The 15438-nt window shown below is 44.5% G+C and carries 10 protein-coding genes; 6 read left to right on the top strand and 4 right to left on the bottom strand.

The genetic code is table 11. The features are described 5' to 3' along the window. The first annotated feature begins 3 nt into the window (after positions 1-3). From KXD93_RS23980 to KXD93_RS23970, 3 genes are all read left to right on the top strand, one after another. Entirely contained in the window at positions 4-1323 is a 1320-nt protein-coding gene (locus KXD93_RS23980) for a vanadium-dependent haloperoxidase (RefSeq protein WP_258139941.1), read from the top strand. A 173-nt stretch (positions 1324-1496) separates the two neighbouring features. Next, entirely contained in the window at positions 1497-4286 is a 2790-nt protein-coding gene (locus KXD93_RS23975; RefSeq protein WP_258139940.1) for a glycoside hydrolase family 2 protein, read from the top strand. Positions 4287-4380: 94 nt separating this feature from the next. Beyond that, positions 4381-5682, top strand: coding sequence for a flavin monoamine oxidase family protein (locus KXD93_RS23970; protein WP_258139939.1), 1302 nt, complete (start codon positions 4381-4383; stop codon positions 5680-5682). Between the two features lie 173 nt (positions 5683-5855). Here KXD93_RS23970 and KXD93_RS23965 read toward each other — a convergent pair whose 3' ends face one another. Together KXD93_RS23965 and KXD93_RS23960 are read right to left on the bottom strand one after the other, a co-directional pair. Further along, positions 5856-7070 (bottom strand): family 8 glycosyl hydrolase, encoded by a 1215-nt coding sequence (locus KXD93_RS23965; RefSeq protein ID WP_258139938.1) that lies wholly within the window; start codon positions 7068-7070, stop codon positions 5856-5858. Positions 7071-7161: 91 nt separating this feature from the next. Beyond that, positions 7162-8211, bottom strand: a complete 1050-nt coding sequence (locus KXD93_RS23960) for a LysR family transcriptional regulator (RefSeq protein WP_258139937.1) — start codon at positions 8209-8211, stop codon at positions 7162-7164. 88 nt (positions 8212-8299) lie between these two features. Between KXD93_RS23960 and KXD93_RS23955 the strand changes: the two genes are divergently transcribed. The 3 genes from KXD93_RS23955 to KXD93_RS23945 are packed head-to-tail and all read left to right on the top strand — an operon-like array spanning position 8300 to position 14075. Continuing rightward, the gene (locus KXD93_RS23955) at positions 8300-9700 is read left to right on the top strand and encodes a TolC family protein (protein WP_258139936.1); all 1401 of its coding nucleotides are present in this window, start codon (positions 8300-8302) and stop codon (positions 9698-9700) included. Between the two features lie 15 nt (positions 9701-9715). Then, positions 9716-12961, top strand: coding sequence for an efflux RND transporter permease subunit (locus KXD93_RS23950; protein ID WP_258139935.1), 3246 nt, complete (start codon positions 9716-9718; stop codon positions 12959-12961). Then, positions 12954-14075, top strand: a complete 1122-nt coding sequence (locus KXD93_RS23945) for an efflux RND transporter periplasmic adaptor subunit (protein ID WP_258139934.1) — start codon at positions 12954-12956, stop codon at positions 14073-14075. Before KXD93_RS23950 ends, KXD93_RS23945 begins: the two co-directional genes overlap by 8 nt. 156 nt (positions 14076-14231) lie before the next feature. Here KXD93_RS23945 and recO read toward each other — a convergent pair whose 3' ends face one another. Both recO and KXD93_RS23935 read right to left on the bottom strand, forming a co-directional pair. After that, a complete protein-coding gene (recO, locus tag KXD93_RS23940) occupies positions 14232-14957 on the bottom strand; it encodes a DNA repair protein RecO (RefSeq protein WP_258139933.1) in 726 nt (241 codons plus the stop codon). Next, on the bottom strand, positions 14947-15315 hold the full coding sequence (locus KXD93_RS23935) for a diacylglycerol kinase (protein WP_258139932.1): 369 nt from the start codon (positions 15313-15315) through the stop codon (positions 14947-14949). The genes recO and KXD93_RS23935 overlap by 11 nt, the downstream gene beginning before the upstream one ends. Between the last annotated feature and the right edge of the window lie 123 nt (positions 15316-15438).

Below are 15438 nucleotides of genomic sequence, written 5' to 3'. Positions count from 1 at the left end.
AATATGAGATACTTTAAGGTTTTAGCCGCTTTAGCCGGATTTTTATTCATCGCAGGTTGCGCCCACAAACCAAAGGCAACCATGCTTAGCGATGCAGATGTGCTGCATAATAACGTAGATGCCCTTACTCAGGTAATAATTTACGATGTGTTTACCCCGCCAGTCGCCAGCCGCATATATGGATACACTACATTGGCCCAATACGAAGCTATGCGGTATGCCGATCCAAAATATAGTTCCATAGTGACGAAGCTAAGGGGTTTTGGAAAACCGCCTGTGCCGCAAAAGGGTAAAAAATACAATTTTGCGCTGGCAGCAACCAAAGCTTTGTTTACGGTGGCTCACAAGGTTACCTTTTCAATAGATTCTCTTAAAAAGTACGAAGACGGTGTTTACGCAATGTACAAGGATAACCTTGATGATTCCACCTACGCAAGATCCGTTGAGTTTGGCGAGAAAATAGGCAAGCTTATTTTAAAGCGGGCCGCTGTTGATAATTATCCGCAAACAAGAGGCAAGCCGAGATATTTGGGTGATGAGGGTCACGCCAGGTGGCGCCCTACTCCGCCGGACTATATGGATGGTGTAGAGTTTTTGTGGGGAACCATCAAGCCATTCGCCATGGATACCTCTGCACAGTTTTCGCCGCCACCACCACCGCCCTACAGCGAGGATAAAAACAGCGTATTTGTTAAAATGTACACCGACGTATATACTACCAATAAAAACCTGACACCAGAACAAATTGAAATAGCCAAGTTTTGGGATGATAACCCCTTTGTGATCCAGCACAAGGGACACCTGATGTTTGCCGATAAAAAGATCACTCCCGGCGGCCATTGGATAGGGATTACCGCTATAGCCTGTAAAAAAACACATTCCAACGCCGTAAAAACGGCACAAGCCTATGCACTTACCTCAATAGCTTTATATGATGCCTTTATTTGTTGCTGGGAAGTGAAATATAAGTACAGCTACGCCCGCCCGGTAACAAATATCAATGAAAAGCTTGACCATAACTGGCTGCCGTTGTTGCAAACTCCGCCGTTCCCTGAATATACTGCCGGACACTCCACCATCAGCGCCGCCGCCGCGGTGATGCTTACACACGAATTTGGTGATAATTTTGAATATCAGGACACCAGTGATCTGCGCTATATCGGGATGCAGCGTCATTTTAAGTCGTTTAAACTGGCTGCAGAGGAAACATCCAGGAGTAGATACTATGGAGGGATCCACTACCTTAACAGCTCGTTAATGGGGGCGCAGCAAGGGAAGCAATTGGGTGAATTTATTTGGGGGAAATTAAAGCTTGACCAATAGCCGTGTTCAAAATAGTATGATAAAAAGGTAAATTAGTACAGTTTTCACTTCGCTTTAGTTAGTTAGATTTACGGCTGCGGATTTTGCCTGTTTAACCGTTTCCTAACGGCATTTAACTTTGTTGTTAATATTTTAATGGAACGTGTTATCGGGGAGTAAATTAAAGTATTTTGATGAAAAAACTAATCGTCCTGGCTGTTTTGGGCCTTGTTTCTAACACGTTATTATTTGCCCAAAGTGCGGGTGTAAAGCAGGTAAAGCTAACAAATTTCGACCTGCAGTCGTCGGCTGTTATAAAGGCTGATGGCACGGAACTGTCGACTACAGAATACCAATCGCCTGTTTATTGGATGCCGGTTAAGGTGCCCTCAACCGTGCTTACCGGTTTGGTTGCCAATAAAATTTATCCCGACCCATACCAGGGTTTAAACAATATGTTGATTCCCGATGCTTCGGATCAGTTTAATAAGGAGTATAACCTGGAGCAATTCAGCCATTTACCGAATGACCCTAATCCATGGAAAAAGCCATACTGGTACCGTACTACATTTAAGGTACCTGCCGGCGATAAAGGCAAAACATTCCAGCTGATATTTAAGGGGATCAACTATCGTGCAGCCGTTTGGGTAAACGGCAAACAAATAGCGGACTCTACCCAAATGGCAGGCATGTTTGCGGAATATAGCCTGGATGTGACGAAAGCTATTAACGTCGGTGGCGAAAATGCGCTTGCTGTAAAGATCTACCCTTTGGATTATGCCGGCTACCCGGCAAAGGAACAGCTTAAGGCATTAGGTCCGTTTTATGAAAATGGCGGACCTACAGGCGATATCGGTAAAAATGTAACTATGTTGTGCTCGGTAGGCTGGGACTGGATTCCACCGGTACGTGACCGTAATATGGGGATCTGGCAACCGGTTTTCCTTCGGACTACTGGCGCGGTAACCATCGCTCACCCAAAATTGGTAACTGAGCTGCCAAATCTTCCTGATACGAGCGTAGCTAAGCTTTCATTAAATCTTTCATTGGCAAACCACAGCGATGCTGTAAAAAGCGGTAAGCTAACCATCAGTATAAAACCGGAAAACTTTGCAGGCTTACCGGTGATGTTTTCGCAGGATGTAAATGTTGCCGCAAGCAGTACGGCTGATGTTGAAATGAATGCCGATAAAATAAGTCAACTGATCATCCATCAGCCGCATTTGTGGTGGCCAAATGGTTATGGCAGGGCAAATCTGTACCGTATCCGCCTGCAATACAGTGACGCCGCCGGTATTACCGATGATACCACGTTTGTGTTCGGCATCCGCACAGTAAGCTCAAAGGCAACCATGGTGGATAAGTTTTTGCGCCGCGAATTTTATGTGAATGGTAAACGCGTTCACCTGAATGGCGGAGCTTGGGTGCCCGATATGATGGTGAACCGCGATTCTGCCCGGTACGATTACGAAATGCACCTCTGCCGTAATGCTAACGTGAATTTGGTACGTATTTGGGGTGGGGGAGTTACCCCGCCGGATGCATTCTGGAACGCCGCCGACAAATACGGCGAAATGGTATGGTCGGACTTTTGGATCACCGGCGATACCCAGGGCGAATTTAAAGGATCGGCCGATTGGCCGCTTGAAGGAAACATATTTGCAAAGAATGTAGTTAGCACGATATTACGCATCCGGAATCATCCAAGTTTATTGGTATGGACCGGGGGCAACGAGGGGCATGCCCGTAAGGAATTGTATGATGCCATGCGCGATGCGATCATCAATCTGGATGGTACAAGGCCTTATATTCCAAGTTCATCCGGCTTCGCAAAACTGCCTGAGGGCTGGAAGGGCTCATGGCCGGATGATAAGCCGTCTGGCGTTTACAGCGGTGGTCCTTACAATTGGGAGGACCCCAAAGTATATTACAAGAAGGCAGATGCCGGCGGCGATTGGGTGTTTAAGGATGAAACCGGTCTGCCATCGCAACCGCCGTATACTACGCTGGCGAAAACTATTCCCAACCTTGTTTGGGACACCAAATTGCCTTTTCCGCTCAACGATAGCTGGGGTTACCATGATGCAGCAACCGGAGCCGCGCAATATGATAAATACATCAGCGAGATGGTAAAGCGCTACGGGCAACCGGCAACAATGGTAAACTTCTCCGACAAAATGCAGCTCATGAATGCTGTTGGCTACCAGGGGATCTTTGAAGCAGCCGGTCACAAACTCACCGAAACAGGCGGTGTAATGCTTTGGAAATTAAACGCAGCCCTGCCAAGTGTAGTTTGGCAAATTTACGACTGGTACCTGGAACCAAACGCTGGTTACTACGCTATGCAGAACGCCGTTGAACCACTCCATATCCAGTTTAACCAGGATGACTCCACCGCTGCTGTGATCAATAGGACGCACCATGCAACCGGAACTTTAAGCGCTAAGGCCGAGATATATAACATCGACAGCAAAAGAATCTTCTCATCAACTATAAGTCATATCGGTATGGCCGATGAGGGTACCCAAAGTGTTATCAAGCTAAAAAATGCCTTGGCTGATGCCAAAGGTGTAAGCTTTGTGGTGTTGAATTTAACAAACGCTTTGGGTAAAACAATTTCGCACAACGTGTACTGGATGGCCCCTGATAATAATTTAACCGACCTGAACAACCTGGCCAAAACCCATGTTGATGTAAAAGTGTTAAAAGCCGAGAACGTAGCTGCAGAAAATAAATGGACAATGCAGTTTAGCAACAACACTGATAAAATGGCCTTTTTTATACGCCCCCAATTAATGCAAAACGGTGAAGAGGTAATGCCCAGTTACTGGACTGCAAATTATTTTACACTTGCGCCGCACGAAAGCATAATTATAGCAGTAAGCGCGCCGGTAACCAAATTAGGCTGGATACATCCGGATGTTTTGGTGGAGGGATGGAATTTGGAGAAGCAACAGGTGTGGTTGAATGTTGGAAAAAAATAGCCGGGGTAATTGCCTTTTTAAACTTACGAAGTTTTCAAAACTTCGTAAGTTTACCTGTGTTAAAACAAAATCCGGGTGTACAGCCCTTCTTTAAATGCAATCTTCCCACATCCTCATCATCGGCGCAGGTGCAACAGGCCTCATCGCAGCCCATATTTTAAGTAAAGCCGGCAAAAAAGTCACCGTACTTGAAGCCCGTAACCGTTGCGGTGGCCGCATCCATACCTTAAACTATGAGCTGTTCTTCAAAAATGCCGAACTAGGCGCAGAGTTTGTTCATGGCGACCTCCCGGTTACCCTAAACTTACTGAGAGAAGCAGGGATTTCATATCATTCGGCATCCGGAGAAATGTGGCATTACAAAGATGGCAAATTCGGCCAGGAGGGTGAGTTTAAAGACTGGGATAAAGTAGTTAGCAAGCTAGGCGAATTAAAAGCTGACATCAGCATAAAGGATTTTTTGGATAAAGAATTTCCCGGCGATGAGCACAAGGAATTAAGAGCAGCTGTGATAAGATTTGTTTCCGGATATGATACGGCAGATCCAGCCCGAGCAAGTTCATTTGCATTGCGCGAGGAATGGCAAAATGAAGATGAAGGCGCACAACATCGTGTTGAAGGTGGCTATGGCGTAATGGTCAAATACCTGGAAGATGAATGCAAACATGCGGGCGCTGAAATCTATCTAAATTCAATCGTAAGGGAAATTCAATGGCAGCCGGGCAAGGTAAAAGTTGTTATTGATGATGGAACCAAATTTGAAGCCAGTCAAGTATTAATAGCCCTGCCCTTAGGCGTTTTGCAAGCTGATAAAAGTGAAACAGGAGCCATAACATTCGCACCTGAAATCGAAGAACAAAATAATGCGGTCCGTTCAATGGGTTTCGGTTCGATCATCAAAGTCCTGCTGGAATTTGATGAACCGTTTTGGGAAGATAAAGAGACAGAAAAATTAGCTGGGACAAGTTTGAAAAATATGGGCTTCATACTCTCAGAGGAAGCCATCCCAACCTGGTGGACACAGACACCACAGCACACTCCTGTTTTAACCGGATGGCTTGGTGGGTTGCCGGCTTTTGAAAAGCGGGATGCATCTCCGGAGGAAATACTGCAACTTTCGTTACAATCTATAAGCAATATTTTTAAACGCAGCGTAGATAAATTAAAGGCAAAACTGGTTGCCTATGATGTTGCCAATTGGACGGCTGATCCGTTTACCCGCGGCTCCTATGCTTATGATACCATTGAAGCCGCTACCTCAAGAAAATTATTGAATGAACCAATTGATAATACCATATTCTTCTCCGGAGAATATTTATATGAGGGCCCGGCAATGGGTACGGTTGAAGCGGCCTTGACGAGCGGGATAGGGGTGGCTGAAAAGATGCTGAACTAATTTAAACTCAATTTGTCATTAACCCAATTTGTCATTGCGAGGAACGAAGCAACCGCGAACGTTACAGAGCGGATTGAATAGTTTTGAACTGAACAGCGGTTGTGCATGGCGTGCGGTTGCTTCGTTCCTCGCAATGACAAGTTTTAGAAGACCTTTCAGCTTTTAGCTCCTCCTTATCGCACTTCCCAATAATTCCCCGATATTATGATCAGATCCAGCATCTTAATACTGTTATCATAATAATCATAATCCTTCAGCTTAAATGCTACCAGGTAATCCCAAACCTTATTTAACCAGGCTTGATTCTTAGCATCAACCATAGCCGAAACAGCAAAAGGCGCAACAAAGCTCAATGCTTCAAAATTGCGGTGCTTCATATCAACACCACCCAGGGAATAGCCTGCACCAAGATTATAGGTATCGTTGTTGGTTGTGCTCCTGATCCAGCGGTTTATTTTGTCAACTAAACGTTTGGAGCGTTTATCGCCAGTGAGCAGGTAATCGCTTGCCAAACGCCATGGATCACGGCAGGCGTTGTAATTATAATAACCATCATAACGCGATTCTAAATAATTTGGCGGTGCAGGTTTTGGTTGTTTGTTGATCTTGACTATAAAGTCGGGAATCAGGCCTGCCTCCGGGCTATATTTATCCTGCACGCTCTTAAATAGTTTGTACTCTGCATCAATCACCTTATCCCAGCGAACATCGCCGGTTGCCAGTTTAAAAGCCTTAAAATGCGATGGCATAAAATCAGACGACCGTGTATCAAAGTAATCCTTGCTTTCCGACTCAATGCCATCACTCAACAAAACCGACCAGGTTTGATGATTGATTTCGTATTGCATAATGGCGTTGATCATCGACTTAGCCTCGCTGAGGTAGTTTATTTTGCCTTTGCTGCCCCATTGTTTATTGGCTAATAATAAGGAATAAGCGATGTCCATATCGCCATCGCTGGCGGATGTATTGTCCGTGCTTTTATCGTTGGCGTATTGCGCCCAGGCCATTAAATGTTTGCTTCTGCCGGATGGGTGGGCTTTGTAATAACGATATAAGTTGTCATAAACATCCTTAGCGGAAGTGTCATATCCCGCCATCAACACCACGATGATCATCCCGTAACCTTGCCCCTCGGATACACATTGCTTTTTATCCTTATTCTCAAACCAAACAAAATCCTCATTCTTGCCCGGCTCATGTTTGATAAAACGCTTCTTCCATTGGGTGTAAAAGGTTGTAACTGTATTGTCTAATTGTATTTGCGAGACGTGATTGGGTTTGATAACGCCTTTGAAATATTTTACGTGTTGAGGAAATGGTTTTTGGGGAGATTGAGCGGAAAGTAGGCAAGGAAGAAGCAGCAATAAAACTGTTAGTCTTTTCATATTTAAATACTTTATCTCCTATCGTCACTGCTATGACGCCACTGTTAATCGCCTCACGTATTCCCAATCTCCAGTCTCTAACCTCTAATCACTAATATTGATAATTTCTTATGTCCTGCGCTGCATTAAACGCAACAGCTTCCTGGCCATATAATACCGCTGGTGGTACAGGTGTTTGGATGCCTATTTTTTTGGTAATTACATGCTCGCCGATGATCTGCTTCTTTTCTGTTTCTATAATACTCATATCCTCTCCCGCGAAATACATCTTAAGGCATTCCAAAAAGTTTTGAATGGCAGGGGTTTGCTTGCAGGTAGCAGCATACCAGGCGCGTTTGGCAACACTGTGGTGCAATGGCTTTGCAACAATGTTCCGGCCGGCAAGATACGGTTCAACAATCCAGTCGGCCATAACCGTGATGCCTAAACCGGCGTTTACCATCTCGATGGTGGCATCGGTATAGTGGATGCGGTGTAGCGTTTTGGGTTTTACCTGCTGTGCCTGGATCAACGATTCAATTACCGGCGTGTCCTGGTACGACGGATCATACAAAGGCAGGATCAATTCCTGGTCCTGGAAATCTGCAATTTCAATAATATCTTTTTTGGCAAGCGGGTGGTCCTTACAAATTACTGCTGTTAACCTGTCCTCAAAAATAGGTTCGTAACGAATTTTGGTATTTACCATTTGTGTACGGATGATCCCGATATCCAGGTCGCCATTCATCAGGTATTCCAATGGGCGGCGGGTGGCATCGGCCAGGATCTGGATATTGATATCCGGCCATTGGTTTTTATAGTATTTAATGATACCCGGTAGCCAATGGTAGGCGGTATAGCACTGCATGCTGATGCTTAATTTGCCGGTTTTGCCGTTTTTATAGTTCCTGATATCTTCTTCAAGCGCCTTAATTTCCGCCAAAATCTTCTCCGAACTCCGCAAAAAACGGTACCCTTGTTCAGTCAAATGTAATCTTTTGCCCTGACGACTAAAGATTTCGACCTCAAGTTCGCGTTCCAGTTCCTTTAACTGGTGGCTCAATGCCGACTGTGTTAAATGCAGTGTATTAGCTGCTTTGGTCAATGTTCCCTCTTTTGAGATGGTATCTATGAGCCTGAAGTGATGGATAGCTATATTCATTATTACTTTTTTTAATGATTAACACAAAATTAATTCATTTTTTTCATAGATGAGTGAATTATATTTTTGCGGTGTCAAAATTACACTTATGTTAAACATCTCTTCAAAACATTTCCTCCTGGGTTTTTTGAGTGTTTTAATTGTTTGGAAGGCGCAAGGCCAGAAACTACTTACCATAAAAGATGCCGAACAAATGGCGCTTGCAAATTATGGTACTATTAAAGCAAAAGCAAACCAGTTAAATGCTTCAAAAGCATACTTAACGGAAACCAAAACAGAACAGTTGCCGGACGTTAACCTTTCGGCACAACAAGATTACGGAACAGTAAACGGCCAAAACGGACCGCTTTACGGCTACCACGGATTCAACGTAGCATCATCAGGCCCGACAACAGGTACGCAAAATTGGAATGCTGCATTTGGTGCGCTTTATTTAGCCAACGTTAGCTGGGATTTCTTCTCATTTGGCAAGGCTACAGAAAAGGTTAAGGTTCAAAAAACGGCAGTAAGCCGTGATGAGACAGACTTGGCGCAGGAACAATTTCAGCATGAGGTTCGTGTAGCAAGTACTTATCTGAATTTATTGGCCGCGCAGCAGTTGGAAAAGGCATCAGAAGATAACCTGCAACGTGCCGTCGACCTGCAAAAGGTAGTAGTTGCCCGTGTAAAGAACGGGTTAAATGCCGGGGTTGATTCATCGCAGGCAAATGCAGAAGTATCCAATGCACGCATAGCTGTCACTAACAGCAGGCAAACCGTGCAGGATCAAAGTAACCAGCTCGCAATTTATTTGGGCATCCCGTCGCAGGATTTCCAGCTCGACAGCGCGTTTATAACCAAGCCGCCTGCGAATGTGGATCCACAGTCTCACGTCAATATCGAAAATCACCCGATCCTGCAATTCTATCAAAACCGTGTCAATGTAAGCAACGAGCTTGCTAAATATTACGCCACATTTGCCTATCCCACTTTTAGTTTCTTCGGTACTTACCAGGGCAGGGGATCGGGCTTTAAATCTGATTACGGCACTAACGCCACCGATTACACAGGCAGCTACGGCAGTGGTGTCGACCCTACCCGGTATAACTACCTTGTCGGAATCGGCGTGATCTGGAATCTCACCACACCGTTTAGGGTACATTACCAGGTAAAATCGCAGAAATATACTTCGGCGCAATATAAAGACGAGTATGACCTGGTGAGCCAGCAACTGATGAATCAGCAATTATTGGCTGAAACGCGCATCAGCAACGCTTTAAAGAACTTTAACGAAGTGCCGGAAGAAGTTAAAGCTGCAACTGATGCCTATCATCAAAAATATGCGCTTTACAAAAATGGACTCGCCAACATAGTCGACTTTACCCAAGCACTGTACGTGGTTAACCGGGCCGAAGTTGATAAGGACATTGCTCAGAACAATGTGTGGCAGGCCATATTGTTTAAAGCTGCCGCCACTGGCGATTTCGGAATTTTTATAAATAACTTTTAATACACGAAATAGATAATGGGAATGATTAAAGGTGCGCTGCAGAAACCAATCACGATATTGGTTATAGTAGCTGGATTATTTTTCTTTGGTATAAATGCAGTAAAAAGTATTAAGATAGATATTTTCCCGGATTTGAATTTGCCGGTGATCTATGTGTCTCACCCATATGGTGGTTTTACTCCAAACCAAATGGAGGCTTATTTTGGTAAGCAATACGTTAACTTACTTTTGTTTGTATCCGGTGTTAAAAGTATCGAAACAAAAAACATCCAGGGCTTAACATTAATAAAAGTAACATTTTACGAGGGTACGAACATGGCCCAAGCCGCGGCGGAGGTCACGAGTTATACCAACCGTGCCCAGGCTGGTTTCCCGCAAGGATCGCAGCCCCCGTTTATCTTAAGATTTGACGCGTCGACCTTACCGGTAGGCCAGTTGGTACTGAGTAGTCCGACTCGTTCAAATAATGAATTGCTTGATTTTGCGCTGGTTTATGTACGCTCGTCCTTTACATCGGTACCGGGCCTTGTTGCTCCGGCTCCCTTTGGTGGTAACCAGCGTACGGTTGTTATTAAGGTTGATCCGGAACTATTACGATCACACAACTTAACGCCAGACCAGATTGTACAGGCCTTGCGCGATAACAACCAGAATACACCGGCCGGTAACGTTCGTATTGGAAATCTTAACTACTTGACCCCTGCAAACACCACTATCAAGCAAATTCCGGATTTTGGCAATATCCCTCTATTTAAAAATGGTGTACAAACTGTGTTTTTACACGATGTGGCAACCGTTGAAGACGGTGCGGATATCACCAATGGCTATGCGCTGATAAACGGTAAGCGCTCGGTTTATCTGCCCATAACAAAGGCTGCATCGGCTTCTACATGGGATGTGGTACAGAATCTTAAAAAGGCATTACCAAGATTCCAGGCACTGGTGCCGCCGGATGTTAAGCTTTCGTTTGTATTTGACCAATCGGTATATGTAATAAATGCCGTAAAGAGTCTGGCCGAAGAAGGTGCCATTGGTGCTGTACTTACCGGTTTAATGGTATTGCTGTTTTTAGGCGATAGACGTGGTGCGCTGATTGTAATATTAACTATCCCTACCTGTGTTATCTCAGCAGTTGGTTTCCTTTACCTGTTTCATCAAACTATCAATATCATGACGCTGAGCGGACTTTCGCTGGCTATCGGGATTTTGGTCGATGAGTCCACGGTAACCATTGAAAATATTCACCAGCACTTTGATATGGGCAAGCCTAAGGCGTTGGCTATATGGGATGCCTGTAAGGAGATTGCCTTTCCTAAATTGCTCATCCTGTTTTGTATCCTGGCGGTGTTTGCACCGGCCTTTACTATGACGGGCATTCCCGGAGCATTGTTCCTGCCATTGTCATTGGCTATTGGCTTTTCAATGATCATTTCTTACTTGCTGGCCCAAACCTTTGTGCCGATAATGGCAAACTGGATAATGGTAAACAAGCATGAAGATCACAGCCACAAGGATGGTTTTGCATTGGAAGACGAGGGTGAGCCATGGCAGCAAAAAGAACTTGCCATTAAAAATGCTACTAAACAAAACGGCCACAAACTTACCGGGTTCGACAAGTTCAGGATACGCTACCTGGCTTTAATAGACAGGATGATCCCGGCCCGCAAGTTGATCGTAATCGTATACGTGATCGGTGCCTTCGGCCTGGCGTTCCTGTTATTTAACGTGATAGGGCGTGACGTGTTACCAAAGGTTAACTCAGGTTCTTTCCAGGTGAGGCTGCGCGGTGCAGATGGTACGCGGCTTGAACGTACCGAAGAAAGCACCATTAAAGCCCTAAAAGTATTACAGAATTTAGTAGGTAAGAATAACATCGAGATCACCTCAACGGTGGTGGGTACACACCCTTCGTCGTTCTCTACAAACCCGATTTATATGTTTATGGCTGGTCCGCAGGAATCAGTTATGCAGGTGAGTTTGGTAGAAAGCTATAAGGAAAACCTTGATGATTTGAAGGAACGTTTCAGGAAAGCTATGAAAAAGGCACTGCCTGATATGCAGATTTCGTTTGAACCGATTGAGCTTACCGATAAGATTTTAAGCCAGGGTTCACCTACACCTATCGAGGTGGCGTTGATCGGTAAAAACAAACTACAAAATGTTGAGTATGCTAACAAAATTGTGGCAAAACTTAATAAGATTGACTACCTGCGGGATGTACAGATTGCACAATCATACAAATATCCTACTATCGATATTAACATCAATAGAGTACGTGCGGCAGAGTTGGGCGTAAGCATCAATGATATCTCACGTACGTTAACGGCCTCCACATCATCATCCCGTTTTACCGAAAAAAACAACTGGATCGACGAAAAACCTAACCTGAGCTATTTGGTACAGGTACAGATTCCCGAGTATCAAATGTCAAGCATTGATGATATTCGCCAGATCCCGGTATTGGCAAATCAGCCGCGCCCGGTATTGGGTGATGTTGCTGACATCAAAAAGGGATTTACGTACGGCGAGAATGATGATATTGGCGCTGTGCCAACATTATCAGTAACGGCTAACATCAACAAAAAGGATTTGGGTACCGCAACCGACGATGTTAACAAAGCAATAGCGTCTTTAGGTAAATTGCCACGTGGTTTAACAGTAGAACTGCATGGTATGGGCCTTACATTAACTGATACACTCGATAGCCTGCAGACAGGTTTGATAGTAGCTATTTTGGTGATCTTTTTAATGCTGGCAGCTAACTTCCAGTCGTTTAAAGTTTCATTGGTCGTATTGTCAACTGTGCCGGCTGTGTTGTTCGGTTCGTTGATGTTGGTTAAATTAACCGGTGCTACGCTCAACCTGCAATCATACATGGGGATGATCATGTCAGTGGGCGTGTCCATCTCCAACGCGGTGCTGTTAGTTACCAATGCCGAAGAATTGAGAAAGCATAACGGCAATGCACTGCAATCGGCTCGTGAGGCGGTTGCGCTGCGATTGCGTCCTATCCTGATGACCAGTTTGGCCATGATTGTAGGTATGATCCCAATGGCATCGGGCCTTGGCGAGGGCGGTGATCAAACCTCTCCGCTAGGCCGAGCGGTTATCGGTGGTTTGTTTGCTTCAACCTTTGCAGCCTTGCTAATATTACCACTTGTATTTGCCTGGGTACAAGGCAATGCATCAACTGAATCTGTTTCGTTAGACCCTGAAGATAAAGAAAGTAAATTTTATGTCCCTTTGCATCACCATGAATAATAAAAAGAATACACTGAGAGCCTTAACCGGCCTATTTATAAGCGCTGCGTTATTGAGCTCATGCGGGCCCGATAAAAAGCAGCAGGAAGAGCAGGCGCAAACCGTAGCTCAGGTTGACGCTGTTGAAACACCGACCGTTGTGCCTGTACCTGTTGAAAAGGGGAAAATCAGTTCAACCATTGCCGTTCCCGGCGAGTTGCTGCCGTATCAGCAGGTTGACCTTTATGCAAAGGTGAACAGCTACGTTAAAAAGCTATTGGTTGATATCGGCTCGCAGGTACACGCGGGCCAGTTATTGGCTACGCTGGAAGCACCCGAGATCAATTCGCAGTTGGCAGGTGCACAGTCACGTATTCAACAGCAACAGGCTATTTATTTCGCCAGTAAGGCAACTTACGACCGTTTGCTAAGCACCAGCAAAACTCCAGGTACTGTTTCACAAAACGACCTGGAACAAGCTGAAGCCAAAAAGAATTCAGACTTTGCAAATGTGGAAGCTGCAAAATCGGCTTACAAGGAAGTTGGTGCAAGCGTAGCTTATTTGGAGATCAGGGCACCGTTTGATGGCGTTATAACTGCCCGTAATGTAAATTTGGGCGCTTATGTTGGTCCGGGCGGCAAGGGAACTGATCCGCTATTTGTTTTACAAGACCAGACAAGGTTACGTTTGGTGGTATCAGTCCCTGAAAATTATACAGGTGGCTTAACCAACAAAAACGAAGTGAACTTTACCGTCCAGGCATTGGGAACTCAGAAATTTACTGCTAAGATTCAACGCCTTGCAGGTGCTCTTGACGAGAAATTACGTTCAGAGCGTTTGGAAATGGACGTTTATAACAAGGATAAAAAATTATTACCGCACATGTATGCCGATGTGAATGTTCCGCTTCCATCTCGCGACAGTACCATCATCCTGCCAAAAACTGCTGTAGTAACTTCCACTGAAAAGGTTTTTGTTATAAAGATAGTGGATCATAAAGCTCAATGGGTTGACGTAAAAAAAGGTATTGAAGCCAACGGTAAAATTGAAGTTTCCGGCGATCTGAAACCCGGCGACCAGGTGGTTAAACAAGCATCGGATGAGATCAGGGATGGATCGAATGTGAAGTATTAACCATTAAATAAATAATTTGTCATTGCGAGCGACAGCGCGGCAACCTCGTAGCTATACAGGGCGAAGATGCAAGGCGACGAGGTTGCTTCACTTGTTCCTCGTTCGCAATGACAAAGTTTTTAAGAGATATTGACCTGAAATTAGCAGTTCATTAACTTACCCCAGCACCTCTTCCAACACCTCATGTGAACGGATATTTCCAAAGCCTTCAATATGTAAAGCATAATACTCCAATAGCTTGCTGATTAAATACCTGCGTTCATCATTGTTTAGCTTAACATTAATGATATTCTCAAAATTGCTTTGCAACAAAGTAGTGAAGTTTTGTGTATGCGGAGGAGAAAGGTATAAAATACTGTCGGGCTTGTACCTGTGGAAAGTGCCATTCTTCAGGTCAAAATAGTCTGCCTCGCCAGCAAGATACCTGTCCGGGTAAAAACCCAGGTAGCGGCTCAACCGGATTAAAAACAGCAGGTGAAAGTTTGCGATCCCTTCTGTTTGATGATCCAGCCATTCTATCGCACTAAAAACAAAATCGAATAAATTTTCATCAGGGCTTTGCTGTTTAACCGCTTTGTATAAAACCTCATTCAGGAACATTGCCAGGCTGCTTTTAATTACATCATAAGGGATGGTTTGTAAAAGGGGGGAGTTCTTAAGCTCTTTTATCCGCTGCACATTGCCTGCCTCCTTGTGATAAACCACCATATCCAACAAATGCAGCGGCTGCAGCATATTGCGGGCTATTTTGGCTTTTGGTTTTTTTGCCCCGTTGACCATGTATGATTGCAGCCCGAATTTCTCGGTAAAAACCTGTACCACTACGCTGCTTTCTCCATAGTCGGTGGTTTTGAATACTATGCCGCGGGTTTTATGCAGCATGATTTATCAATAATAATATCTTGGGTAAAAAAATAATGATGCCAGTTATGAGCGCAAATGCGGCAGCTATCACTACGGCACCTGCAGCCATATCCTTAATCCGGCCCGCTTTCTCATTATAACCGGGAGACACCAGGTCAACCAGTGTTTCTATCATCGTATTAAAGATCTCGGTAACCAGCACTATGGTGATACAAAGCATCAGCCATTGCCATTCGCCGGTGTTGATGTGCAGAAACCAGCCCAGCAATAAAGCTATTGCAGTTGCAAACAAATGAATTCTGAAATTGAGCTGACTTGTGGTAGCGTAAGCCACCCCCTTAAATGCGTAACCAAAACTGTGGATTAATTTTTTCATGTATAAATGTTGATATTCAAATCGTTAAATTACTGGATTTATAGATCGCGTAATCATCAAATTTTCACATCTTTAAATTCGAACAACAAATTTGCACATAATCTCGTAGTTTTGCCCACCCGA

Source organism: Mucilaginibacter phenanthrenivorans (assembly GCF_024721155.1).
Taxonomy (GTDB): Bacteria; Bacteroidota; Bacteroidia; order Sphingobacteriales; family Sphingobacteriaceae; genus Mucilaginibacter; species Mucilaginibacter phenanthrenivorans.
Note: the sequence above shows the minus strand (reverse complement) of the source record. Positions and strands in the feature narration are given on the sequence as shown.